At 40.6% G+C, this 13243-nt stretch carries 7 protein-coding genes and 3 pseudogenes; all 10 read right to left on the bottom strand.

What is annotated here, in order from left to right; translation table 11 throughout:
- Nucleotides 1-54: 54 nt before the first annotated feature.
- Nucleotides 55-507 (bottom strand): annotated as a pseudogene (locus HMPREF2728_RS11045) (SIALI-17 repeat-containing surface protein); the annotation flags it as partial.
- Between the two features lie 32 nt (nucleotides 508-539).
- Nucleotides 540-6654: pseudogene (gene bgaA / locus HMPREF2728_RS03960) on the bottom strand (LPXTG-anchored adhesin/beta-galactosidase BgaA); the annotation flags it as partial.
- 206 nt (nucleotides 6655-6860) lie between these two features.
- Nucleotides 6861-7032 (bottom strand): annotated as a pseudogene (locus tag HMPREF2728_RS11040) (YSIRK-type signal peptide-containing protein); the annotation flags it as partial.
- A gap of 512 nt (nucleotides 7033-7544) precedes the next feature.
- Nucleotides 7545-8102 carry an SMI1/KNR4 family protein gene (locus HMPREF2728_RS03955; RefSeq protein ID WP_060956049.1) on the bottom strand — a complete coding sequence of 186 codons (558 nt, stop codon included), beginning with the start codon at nucleotides 8100-8102 and terminating at the stop codon, nucleotides 7545-7547.
- Nucleotides 8103-8117: 15 nt separating this feature from the next.
- Nucleotides 8118-9866: a glycoside hydrolase family 13 protein gene (locus tag HMPREF2728_RS03950; protein ID WP_060956050.1), complete on the bottom strand. Its 1749-nt coding sequence runs from the start codon at nucleotides 9864-9866 to the stop codon at nucleotides 8118-8120.
- A 239-nt stretch (nucleotides 9867-10105) separates the two neighbouring features.
- Complete coding sequence (locus HMPREF2728_RS03945; protein WP_033584559.1) at nucleotides 10106-10300, bottom strand: helix-turn-helix transcriptional regulator; 195 nt, start codon at nucleotides 10298-10300, stop codon at nucleotides 10106-10108.
- A gap of 6 nt (nucleotides 10301-10306) precedes the next feature.
- Nucleotides 10307-10636, bottom strand: a complete 330-nt coding sequence (locus HMPREF2728_RS03940) for a hypothetical protein (protein WP_033584556.1) — start codon at nucleotides 10634-10636, stop codon at nucleotides 10307-10309.
- A gap of 153 nt (nucleotides 10637-10789) precedes the next feature.
- Entirely contained in the window at nucleotides 10790-11746 is a 957-nt protein-coding gene (locus HMPREF2728_RS03935) for a hypothetical protein (protein ID WP_075227109.1), read from the bottom strand.
- Between the two features lie 122 nt (nucleotides 11747-11868).
- The gene (locus HMPREF2728_RS03930; protein ID WP_075227108.1) at nucleotides 11869-12618 is read right to left on the bottom strand and encodes a hypothetical protein; all 750 of its coding nucleotides are present in this window, start codon (nucleotides 12616-12618) and stop codon (nucleotides 11869-11871) included.
- Nucleotides 12615-13202: an SMI1/KNR4 family protein gene (locus tag HMPREF2728_RS03925; RefSeq protein WP_075227107.1), complete on the bottom strand. Its 588-nt coding sequence runs from the start codon at nucleotides 13200-13202 to the stop codon at nucleotides 12615-12617. Before HMPREF2728_RS03925 ends, HMPREF2728_RS03930 begins: the two co-directional genes overlap by 4 nt.
- Nucleotides 13203-13243: the final 41 nt, after the last annotated feature.

Genomic DNA, 13243 nt, shown 5'->3' with positions numbered 1-13243 from the left:
CGAATTACCGATTTCTGTCCCACTCTCTATGACTTGGATGCTTATTACATCATCTTATTCGTCTTCTTTTTTCTTTCCCATTGCAAACATACCAAGAAGTGCTCCTACAACACCTGCTGTTGCGAGGGTTGCATTTTCCTTAGTACCTGTCTCTGGGAGGATATTTTGACGACTTGCAGGCGCTTGGTAGGTCTTGTCTTGTGACATAGCAAGAGCTACTTGTGACTGCTCATCTCTGTATGCTGGAGTTTCACGGGTACTTGGGGCTGAATCATTCACACTACCTGTAAATTCTGGAACTTGGTGACTAGTCCCTTCTCCACCAGGAACACCACCTTCAAAGCGTGGAACTTCATGGGTAGTTCCTTCTGAACCATTTACATGACCAGTGAACTCAGGTACTTCATGAACAGCAGCTTCTGCTCCATTGACACCACCTGTAAATTCTGGGACTTCATGAACAGCAGCTTCTGCTCCATTGACACCGCCTGTGAATTCTGGAACCTCGTGGATAGCTGGATCAGTTTTACCAGCTACTTCTTTCTTAGTTCCGACTAAGACAATCTCATCTTGTGCTGCTTCAACAACTTCGCGAAGTTTTTCAGTACGGCTTCCATCTACTGCTACTTCAGTCAGGATGCGTTCTTTACCTTCACGACCTGCCTGAGAAACGCGAGTTTCACCTTCTGCTAGGGTTGGATCATCTTGCTTAATAGACTTGAAGCTGATTGCTTCTTCTACCACTTCTAGGCTAGGGAGTTCTTCCTGTACAGCTGGTTCTGTCTTAGCAGTTTCAACCTTTTCTTTAGCCAATTGGATACGGTATTCCTTGACGTGTTTACCACTTTCTGAAACGAGACGTACCAAGACTGGAAGTTTGTCATCCCCACTATCAACAACTGTTGCCGCTACGTTTTCACCAGCTTCCACTGTCACTTTAGGACGAGTTCCACTATAGGTTACTTGGTAATCTGCACGAGCTTCAGAGAAGTCAGCAAGCTCTTTACCATCTACTAGAAGTTTAGAAGCTGTATTGTCTTTAGGAGCTTCACTTGGGGCGATAAAGGCCATTTCAGTGATAGCCACACCCTTCTTGTCTGCTTTTCTGTCCATGCGCCATCTCATAGCTTTAGCTTTGACCGGTGCAAAGGTTACATGGATATCAGTTCCTGCTTGAACCTCTTGATCAGCACGGTATTCAACTTTCTCCCAGTTAGAAGGAGTGTTAAATGGATGTTCTGGATCGTATGGTTGGTAGTTAGAGTAATATTCTGGTGAATCAAATTCTGGTCCCACATAGCGTTCTAGGACGAGTTTAGAAGGGGCGTCTGTTCCACCATCTGCAAAGAAGCGAATTTTTCCTTCTGCTACTGAACGTTCAACAATCTTACCAGCCTCTCTAAAGATAACTCCTACTGAGACTTCTGGATTTTCAGATGGACTTGCAGACCAGTTGGTCCAACGACGGGTTTCATCATCTGAACCATCGTTAACATAATCTACACGGTCATGAGAGTTTGGATCAATATCGTTAGTTGCTGAGGCAAATGAACGGTTACTGTCATCATCGAAGTCTGGGTTGTCTGAAAGGTTTTCACCGAGTTTGTCTGTCACACGTACAGCCACTTCAGCAGTTAAATCAGTACCCAAAACGCGACCATGAACTGTAAATTCACCTGCTTTTGTTAGATTTTCTGCTGGAACTGCTTCCCAGTCAACAGCCAAGTCTTTCACTTCATAGTCAGATTTTCCTGTGAAGTAGACAGGAACTTTTGCTGGTAACTCAAGGGTTTGTCCTTTAGCAACCAAGCGAGAGGATTTGGCAACAGCAACAGGTTTACTTGCGAGTAAATCTTTATCATTTGTGAAGTGTAGACGGTATTCACCTAGGATATCTCCATTTTCAGCCTTGACAACAACACGGACTGGATCTCCTTCACGTACGCTTGGTACAACTGTTGCAATACCATTTTCAGTAACACTTGCTGTAACAGCTGGAGCTTTTCCTTGGCTTGCTTCAAGATAGTAGTCAGTCAAGCCTGGGTTAAAGTTTGGCAAATCTTTTCCATCTACTTGGATTTGTGCTTGAGCTTTCTTAGCTGCAGCTACTTGTTTAGAGAAGACTTGCATTTCTGTAATAGAAGTTCCCCATTTACCATCTGGTCTAACCATGCGGATACGAACTGCGTAAGTGTTGACTTTATCAAAGCTAAAGTGGGTCATTTCTCCAGCTCTGACTTGATCTGGAGCCTTGAGATTTGTTACTTCTTTCCAGTTTTTATCGTCATTAAAGACATGGTCTTCGCGTGCTACGAAGCTTGGATTCTTAGGAACTGTTGGAGTTTCTGAACCGACATAGTATTCGATGACATAGGATTTAGGTGCACCAACACCGTGGTCTTCGTGGAAGGCTACATTGAGGTTATCAACTGAACGTTTAGACATGATACCAGAGTCACCAAAGAGAATTCCTACGGATGCTTCACTTGTACGGTTCCAGTTTGTCCAGCGGTTTGCTGGTTGGTTGTTATATGAAATTAGTTTGTCATTGACATTGGCTACTGAGTCACTTGGGTTTGAGTCTGATGCAAAGGCAAGTGGCAATTCTGAACCAGTCCACTGGTCAGAAATATTAGCACCAGTTTCTGTCTGAGCAGATACACGAACATGAAGTTTAGTTGGTAGTTGAGTACCTTCTACATGTCCTGTCACAGTAAACTTGCCTTCTTGTGCGTATTGGCTTGGTTCAATAGCGTCCCAAGTTACTTTAGCTGAAGAGACTTGGCCATTTGAGTGGTAAGTACGAACGCTCTCTGGTAGTTGAGGAGCTTCTGCAACTGGAGTAGTTACGCTCACTTCTTCGACAGCAATGATACCTTCGACAGATACCTTAGCATGTGCTTCTTTCTCAATTCCTTCAACTTTACCTAAGACATCAAAACTATGGTATTTAGCAAGGTCTTCCTTAGCAACTGCTTGCCAAGTCACCTTGTGAACCTTTGGAAATCCTTTGTCATACTCTACAGTTACAGTAGCAGGTAGACTTGGTTCTTGGTTCAAACCTGTCACGACACTAACTGGACGGATGGCTTGGACAACTTTGCTTTCAGTATTTGCTTGAATGTTCAAGTCAATCTGGCCTTCTGCTCCTTCAAATTGAGCTTTCAGAGTTACTTGACCAGGTTTATGCAATTCAAGCATACCTTTACGAACGGCTACATCTCCTTCACCTGTAGTTGAGAAGGTAACCTTGTCAGCTTTCAAGACTGCTTGTGTACCGTCTTGATAGTGAGCCAAGACCTTGATACCGACAGTTTGATCTTCTTTCAAAGTAGCTGCATTTTCAACTTCTAGGCTCAAACGTTCAATTTGTGGAGCTTCTTGTAGGAATTGGATAGCATAGGTTTGTAGTGGGCCACCATCGTTTGGTTGAACATGGATGCTTGCACGCATACCATTTGCTTCATTAGCCTGAATAACTGTCACTTGAGCATTTTCAGCCGTAGCTTTAACCTCTGGCAAAGCTGCGCCATAAGCAAGCTTGTGGTATTTTACTGGTTGCTCAGTTGAAAGACCTTCTACAGTTTGGTCTGCTACGGTTACACTTGGAACTACTGGATTAGCAGCTTCACCTTCTGCTACTACCAAGGTCGCAGCGATTTCTTCATCTTCTAAAATACCTTTTGCTTGAATGCGTGATCCTGGGATTGCTAGTTTAGCTTGATCTTCAGCTGCAATTTCCCACTTATCAACATCATAGCTTGCTACAGTACCATCTGACAATACGTAGGAAACAGATTTGTCAACTGAATTTAGGTCTGTATTTGGAGCGATTCTCTTGACTATAGGCAATTCTGCTTCGAGAGCCAAGACTTCAACACGCGCTTCTACTTCACGTCCTTCTGCCACACCTTTAACAGTCACAATTCCTGGTTCGTTGACATCAACTGCTGACCATTCTACTGGAAGTTTTGCACGACTGCCGTCACTGTAGATAAATGCCACTTTCTTAGGCATTTTTGGTGCTTGTCCGATAACTGTACGTACTTTAGGTACTTCTGTACCTAAGACAGTTTTTTCTTCTTGGTCTTTCTTACCTGTGAAAATGGTTGTTTGATCAGATTTCAAGAGATCAGAGTGGGCAGTCAAAGTGAATTTACCTGCTTGCTCAGTTGATTTGACAATGACAACACCCTTACCATTGAAGGCCTTACGGATCCATGAACCGTCTGCTTGTTCTTTGTAACGCTCACGGCTAGCTTGTTCACCGTTATCCACACCGACAATTTGACCTTGACCATGCAACTGGAAGCGCACAAGGTTGTTAGCTGTAGGAACTACATTACCAGCCTGGTCAACGATTTCATAGTAAATATAAGTAAGGTCTTTTCCGTCTGCTGCGATAGCATGTTCTTCTTTGACTAAACGAACACCTGCAGGCTCACCAGCAGTCGTAATCTTATCACGAGCAATTTCATTACCTGCTTCATCACGAGCTACTGCTTCCAAGGTTCCAGCTTCGAAAGCAACCTTCCACTCAAGGTAAAGTTCCTTAGCATTGGCACCTTCTTGGTAAGTACGTCCATCGCTAGTTTGTTTTTTGTTAAATGTCTTCTTGCCTAAAGATTCACCGTTCAAGAATAACTCAACACTTGCAGCATTAGAGTAAGCACGGACTGGAATTTTACCATCTGCATCCGCTACATTAGCTTTAAGAGTAGGATCTTCCCAGTTCCAGTGAGGAAGTAGGTGAACCATTGGTTTCTTCTGAGCAGAAACCCATTGGCTTTGGTACAAGTAATAGTCATTCTTAGGAATTCCAGCTGTATCTACGATACCAAAGTAAGAACTCTTAACTGGTGTGTTGTTTTGGTTGTGCCATGGAGTAGGCTCACCGATATAGTCGGTACCTGTCCAGATAAACTGACCAGCATAACCTGCATTGTCACGGTCAAATGTCCAAGATGCTGTAGCTGTTTTACCCCAACCAACACGGTCATTACCGTAGTCTGATTGCTCATAATGACGGTAAGCTTGGTTGCTATGAACTAGCTCACTTTCTGGACGGAAGTAGCTACCACGAGTACGAGTTGCAGAAGAAGTTTCTGATCCGTAAATCAACCAGTTTGGATGTTTAGCACGTAGTTTCTTGTAGTTGTCTTCTGAATAGTTAAATCCAACCGCATCAAGTTCGTTCGCAATCTTTTCATGATCACCACTACCATCACCAAAGCGGAACTTGTCTGCTCCCATAGTGACATAGCGTGTCTTATCAACTGCCTTGATCACTTGCACCAAGCGTTTAACAGTCGCTAGAGAACGAGGTTTTCCGTCTGCTTCACCGATTTCATTACCGATAGACCACATGACGATAGCAGGGTTGTTCTTGCCTCTTTCGACCATTGTACGTAGGTCAAAGTCAGACCATTTTTCACCTTTTTTAGCATCTGGGTGAGTAGCGTCCTTGTCAAAGAAACGTCCGTAGTCATACTGTTTCTTACCACCGTACCAAGTATCGAAGGCTTCTTCTTGCACCAACAAACCTAGTTCTGCAGCGATCTGCAAGGTCTGCTCACTAGCTGGGTTGTGGGTTGTACGGATAGAGTTGACACCCATATCCTTCATCTGTTTCAGACGACGGTATTCTGCCTTATAATTTTCTTCAGCCCCTAGAGCTCCGTGATCGTGGTGAAGAGAAACTCCATGGAATTTAATGCGTTCACCATTCAAAGAGAAGCCTTCATTTGGTGTCCAGTTATAGTAACGGTAACCAAACAAGTCCTTCTTGGCATCGACCAATTGGCCGTCACGATAAACACGAGTCACTAATTCATAAAGAGCTGGTTTATCGTTAAGGACTGTCCAGAGTTTTGGTTTCTCAACTTGTAAAATAGCATTTAGGCTAGTTGATTGATGAGCTTTCAAGACTTGGCTATCTGTACGAACCACGTCCGTTACAGCCTGACCATTTCTTTCAATAATTTGGTATTCAGCAACAATTTCATGATCTTTGTCATCTGTATTGACGATCTTACTTGTTACATGAGTATCAACCTTACCATTTTGTTGTTTTTCAAGGTCTGGTGTTAAGATCGTTGTTCCATTTTTCTCAGCATGAACCTTATCTGTGACTTGAAGGGTAACATCGCGGTAAATACCACTTCCTGAGTACCAACGGCTACTTGGTTGTTTATTGACCGCATGTACAGCCACGACATTTTCACGACCGTCTTTATTGAGATAATCAGTGATGTCATAAGAGAATTGGTTGTAACCATTTGGATAGTGACCAACTAGCTGACCGTTTACATAGACTTGCGAATCCATATAAACACCATCAAAGACTAGGCGAACATTCTTGTTAAGGTCTTTTTCATCTAGTTTAAAGGTCTTGCGATACCAAGCATCACCACCATTGAGTTGGCCACCTTCGTTTTGGGCAGGAGAATCATGATCGAAGTCATTGTAAATACTCCAGTCATGAGGAAGGTCTAATTTCTTCCAGCTTGATACATCTGCATCTGGTTTGATAGCGTCTTTGGCATTGGCATTGAGTTTAAAATGCCAGTTTTGGTTAAATTCTATTTTACGGTCCTCAACCAATTGATTTACCTCCTCACTGGTAGCCGGTTTTAGGTCCGGTTTTTCCGTTTGAGCAGATTGATCTTGAGTAATTGCTTGAGGTTTCTTATCTAACATGGAATCCACTTTTTTATCAGAATCTGATTGTACAGTTTGGTCGTCCTGTGCCTTTTCAACTGCATGAGCTGGTGTAGCAACTTCACTTGCAGCTGATTCAGTTGATGCCGGTTGTTCTAGACTTCTTGTTTCACCAAGTTCCTCTTTATGAGAATCATCCTCTACTTTTTCTGCAGCAACTGCAATTGGAGTTTCATCAGCTGAAACTTGGTTTGCACCAGCTACACTTGCTCCAAATAAGACTGAGCAAGTGCCGATAACTACAGAGCAAGTTCCAACGGTAAATTTTCGGATACTGTACACTCTTTTTCGATTCCAATGATCTTTTCCCATAAGATCCTCCTTATATTCGTAACCGCTTCCAATTTTATGTAAGCGCTCTACTTTTTCAGTAGTATTTTGCTTCTATTTTATAAAATAATATAAGAAACTTCAATACTGGCAGCATAAAAATCATACTTTTGATTCTTTTTTCTATAATTAGTAGAAAACTTTGAAAATCTGAATGTACATTTAGTGAATGATTTTACTAAAAAAGGCAGTGGGACAGAAATCGATAGACAAAGTCTCGATTTCGTAGTCCCAGCCCCGCGAGGATGATTAGGAGATTTTTGGAGTCTAATACTCTGAAAATCAAAGAGCAAACTAGGAAGCTAGCCGCAGGCTGTACTTGAGTACGGCAAGGCGAAGCTGACGTGGTTTGAAGAGATTTTCGAAGAGTATAAAAGACGAACAGAAAGTTCAATCAGCTACCGCGTCAAAGTTTGATTGCTAATAAAAAGTGAGGTCGGGATCTTTTATCCCAACCTCTTTTACGGTCTATCAAACTAACATTTCCTATTAGATTATTGACTTGTTTTCCCCTTTTCCAGTAGCTTGACCATCTCATTTTTACGTTCTTCTAACTCGGCAATTTGCTGAAGCAAAAGCTCTGAAAAATCACATTCAAGCTCTTCAGTTTCGCCACTATTATACCAATTTAGAGCTACTATATGATTGTCCTTATCAAAGCAGAAAATCACATCTCCATCCCCGATGATAGACAGAAATGGAATATAGTCAACAAACCCTAAATCATGTAATTCCTTGGTTTTTATTCGAATGTCTAAGAAGTCTGGGATGCCATTGGCGATCCCCAAGACCTTGATACCTCGGCAGAAGGTCCAAAAAGGGGCTACATCGTAAGCCTTGGCTCTTGACCATAGCTCTTCCCTGACTTCCATAAAGAGACCTCCCAGAGATGACATGGTGAATTCCCTGAAATCTTCTGGCAGACGAATGCCGTATTGATTTTCAAAATCCTGAACATCTTCTTCCGATGGTTCATTGCCCATGCAGGCGACAACTTGATAAGTTTCCTTATCATAGTGACGAAAATAATCATAAACTTCCTTGAGTGCCATTATTTTAATCCTTTTTTACTCAGAAATATAGACCACAAATCCATCTGGTAAGATGACTTGATGTCCATCTTCAAGCTGGCAATGACTCGCTAAATCAACAGAGTCTCTTTCTAAAACAAAATTCTCAGGAGACTGGTTAAAGATAGCCTGAACTTCTTTCCCTTCGTAGTTCCACGTTAATGCTAGAACATCTGGTTTCACTTCTTGCAAGCTATAGGAACCATGCTGGATCATGCTTGCCACTTCCTTACGGACCTTGATTAATTGCTTTATGAAATTCAGCATATCATTGTCCTCAGAAACACGGTTCCAAGGCATGACACGACGGCAGTCAGGGTCTGGTCCCCCTTTAAGTGCCAGCTCTGTTCCGTAATAGATACAAGGGGTCCCTTTTTGAAGGTAGAGGAAGACAAGGGCTGCCTTGACATGCTGCACATTTCCTTTTGCAGTTGTGAGGATACGCTCTGTATCATGAGAATCTAAAAGGTTAAACATAACTTCAGCAATTTGTTGCTTGTAGTACATAGACTGGCTGTTGATTTCTGAAATAAACTGCTCTGTCTTTTTATGCTGACGCAAGAAATAATTCTTGATACTTTCAGAGAGTGGATAGTTCATAACAGCATGGAACTCGTCTCCTTGTAGCCAAGGTTGTGAGGTATGCCAGATTTCACCTAATATGTACAAATCAGGCTTTTTAGCAAGAACTGCCTTTCTGAAATCTCTCCAGAACTGGTGGTCAATTTCATTTGCAACGTCCAAACGCCAAGCATCGATATCAAAATTTTCAATCCAGTAGGTTGCAACCCTCAAAAGATAGTCTTTGACTTCAGGGTTAGCTGTATTTAACTTAGGCATATAGCTAGCAAAGGCAAAGGTATGATAAGGTAATTCTCTGGCCTTCTTAAGCTTATCCTCAGTAATTGGAAATTCTTGAATATGAAACCAATCTTTATAAGGGGAATTTTCTCCATTCCTTAGAACATCCTGCCATTGGGCTGACTGATCTCCGATATGGTTAAACACTGCATCTAACATGATTTTGATGCCCCGTTTATGGGCTTCCTCGACTAGATTACGAAAGATTTCCTTGTCTCCAAAGTGACGGTCAATTTCAAAATAATCCGTCGTATCGTACTTGTGATTGGTTGTAGCTTCAAAAATCGGACATAGATAAAGTCCAGTGATTCCCAAATCTTTAAGATAGTCTAAATGGTCAATAATCCCTTGCAAATCTCCACCAAAAAAATCATCCCTTTCAGGAGAAATCTCTGCATCCCACGCTCGAGCTCCATCAGGAGTCAAATTAGGATTTCCATTAGCAAAGCGTTCTGGAAAAATCTGGTACCAAACGGTATTTGAAACCCAGCTTGGAACTTGGCAACCATCGATTTCGTGAATGTAAGGAAGTTTAAAGCCATTTCCTTCAGCATCCAAGTTTTCTTGAGTATGTTCTACACAACCCTTATCTCCGTAGAAGACTCCCTGACCTTCCTTATCAAGAAGTTCAAAGAGATACTGAATCCGTGCAAAATCAACCGATACTGTAACCTGCCAATAATCAAACAAGGCGTCTGAGGTTACTTTGGTCATTTCATTCTTAGCTTCATACTTATCCTCAATAAAAATAAAGGGATCACCATAGTGTAGAATGACCTGCTGGACATCATTTTTCTTGGTTCTAATTCGAATATGTAGCTGACCTTCCTTATAAAGATAAGCATACTCTGATTCTGGTCTATGATAAATGGCTGTTAATTCCATGTCTTGTCTCCTAAATAATCATCATCAACAAAAGTGCAAACATTTTCATAATTGCTAGTTCTAGTATACTATTTTAAGATTCGATTTGCAATTTTTATACCAGTTTTACGATAGATATATAGATGGACAAGGGTAAAATTGAGTAGACTCTTTATGAGCTTTAAAAGAGAGTTTCCATGAACCGGAAAACTCTCCATCATTACGAATCAGATGATTAGAATAAATGCTATCTGATATCTTTAATCTTCTAAAATGAAAATTTCTTCAACATGTAGTTGTAGCAACCTTGCAATTTTCATTGCTAGTTCAAGTGTAGGATTGTACTTGTCATTCTCGATAGCAATAATGGTTTGTCGACTAACGCCTAATATTTTTGCCATATCTTCCTGACGTAGTCCTTCAGACTTTCTTAGCTGTTTGATATTATTTTTCATACAGCATTAGTCTTTCTGAAAACAATAAATGCCAATTGCCAAAACTACGATAAGGATAACAACCATCAAAATTACTCCTTGAACAAGTTTATTAGGTTCTTTAAAATCTTCATCACCATCAACCATTTTCTGTTTTATGGCAATTTGTGTAAATCCTTGAACAGAAATAGATAAACATAAAATCAGACATGGTAACATTTCAAGTTCAATGCCTTTTGTAATAGATTGATAAATATTAAATACTGTCCATCCACATAAGCCAAATAGAGCCGTTTTATAACCCCATTCCTCAGAACGTAGCTGAATCGCTCTGTCCATTTCATCCATTTTTCTCATAGTCCTGTTCCTCCAATCTGTCAAAACAATGTCAAGAGCTCTTTACATTTTTTATTATACTCTAAATCGATGAAATGTCAAGATGTTTTAACATTTTTAATTTTTTTATTTTCTTCATCTATTCTAAGAATATTCCTAACTCCAATTTACAGCCTAGTCAATCTGACAAAGGGCAAGTTCTTTTAATCCTCTGTCGTACAGGAAGGTTAAACAAAAGTTGTCTGTCATATTTTGAACCTTATGTTTACTCATTCCTCTAGGCAAGGCTATTTCGCACCATTCTCTTGTTGCCAGAGAAAATAGCTTTTGCTTGCTCTTCCAGTCATCATTCTTAAATAGGGGGCTCAGGATAAGATAAGGCGAATCCGTAAAGAGTCCATTGACACCAGCTTTTTTGCCTAAAGCCTTTAAATGTTCAGATTCTAATAACTTTTCGATAATACGACCATCACTAGAGATTTTAACTAGGGCATAATAGTCCATGCCCCATTTATTGACAGAGGTTTGGCTTTCTCCAGAGCTATAGGCATAGAGCTCTTGTTGCCAATATTTCAGACTATCGATTTTAGGACAAGCATCTGAGCTCCTGTCGTAGTGGTTTAAATCTTTTTTATCAATATGCGAATAAGTGGTCCACTTCGCCTGCTTTTTCTCTCTATCAAATTCTAAAAGGGCAAAGTTTCTTGCCTGATTGGTATAAACTCGATTTTCAAAACACACGGGGATCTGGTCGCTATCTGAAACTATTTGAAAATACCTCTCTTGTGCCTTTTTAGGAAGTATACTTTGCGGATCCTTTATGGCAATGATTTCTGGATTAGAAAAATCACCAGTATAATAGACTATTTCCTTACCAGCCTTGATGATGCCAATATTTTGTCCATCTGTAAAGAGTAGAGGCTCTTCCTCCCAAACATGATCACAATCCCAAGCATCTATCTCCTTCACACCCAAAGGCGATACTTCAAGCAGACAGTAGCGATTGAAAGCTTCCTTCTCACTGGTCAAGACAAAGGCTCTACCATCCTGTAACATGACAGAATTGAGAACACTATTGTAGTCCTTGTCTAGTTCCCATTTCTTCAATAGGCTTAACTTTAACTTCCCCATTTTCTTCCTCCTAATACTCTGAAAATCAAAGAGCAAACTAGGAAGCTAGCCAAAGGCTGTACTCGAGTACGGCAAGGTGAAGCTGACGTGGTTTGAATTTGATTTTTGAAGAGTATAAACAATCACCATTCATTGATGGCAAATAGAATAGCTAATCTAATATTTCTTAGCAATTGATCTGAAAGTTCATCGTATACTTGACCCAGTCCCTTATCTTGTGCCAGCCATCCAGGTTCATCATTCCAGGAGCCCATTCCTCCAAAAACATCCGCTGCACTTGCAGTTCTAAATATGCTTAGATGTTGCGGTGGAATTTGAGGTTCTGCCAGTCCTTTACCAGATTCTGGGTCTAGCAAAAAGTTTCTAGCAGAGTGAAAGACTTTGGCAAAGTTTTCACATTCAATTTTCCTTGCTAGATCTTCTATCCGAGTCAATATGTCCTTAAATTCTTCGATATTATTTTCATAGTGGGGAATGTCTTGAGAAGACCTTTTCCATTCAAACTCAGTGTAGGTAACATCCCAGCCACTGCCTGCGAAAGCAGCTTCCCAATTTGGTAGGAAATAACTTGCCTTCCCATCTTTATAAAAACAGAGAATTGAACTCTGTGTCGTATTGGAGAAACCTAAAATACCTCTGTCTTCAACTGAAATAGGACAAAATAATTGTAAGTCCTTTAGACCTTTTTTCTTGAGGTTTTCAAACCAGTCAGATACTGAAAGTTCTGTAGCTTCCCCATTTTCTGACAGCAAAATTTGAAAGCTCAACTTATTTGTATATTTTTCAGGCCTATAGCATATTTCTTTACCACTTTTTAAAGCCTTCCTAGCTGCTGCCACGATACAGGCTATTTGGTACATTTGTCCGTTCATACTATCTCATCCATTATCCCTTCAATCAAATTTGTAAGACTTTTAGCCGCATAGATCACCTGGTCAGGATCATGGATGTAGCAAATAATCTGCCCTTCCTGACCCTCCTGGTCTGGATCAAAGTCCAGCATAAGATAACAAGAGTCACAACACTGAGCAAAAGGAAGCCATTTTTTATTAAAAAGATAAGGCTTAATTCTACTATCACGCATATTTTCCAGGTCTTGACTAGAAAAATAGTCGGGAAATTCGGTTAACAGAGCATCTCTATTTTGAAAGTACTTTTTACAAGTCTCAATTTCCTGCAGACTCATGAGAGAAAAAGTCAAATTTCTCTGGTCAATTACACAAGGTAAAATAGAGAAGTATTTACTCCCATTTTTGTAGCTATAAAGCTCTTTGAAGTCGCTAGGTAGACGAATGCCAAGTCTTTCCGCAAAGCCTTGAAGCTCTTTCTCGGAAGCACCAGAAATGTCCTGATAATCTTCCAGATATCCTTCTTCTACAGGATCATCCAAATCCCAGTCTTCAAAATACTCACAAATATAAGTTTCTATTTTTTTAACTTGGTCAATTAGTTGCATAATCCCACCATGATTTCTTTATTTTATCTGTCTTCCAATGC

The sequence above is a fragment of the Streptococcus sp. HMSC061D10 genome, assembly GCF_001808865.1.
Taxonomy (GTDB): Bacteria; Bacillota; Bacilli; order Lactobacillales; family Streptococcaceae; genus Streptococcus.
The sequence above is the reverse complement of the archived record's forward strand: the minus strand, read 5'-3'. Positions and strand labels throughout refer to the sequence as shown.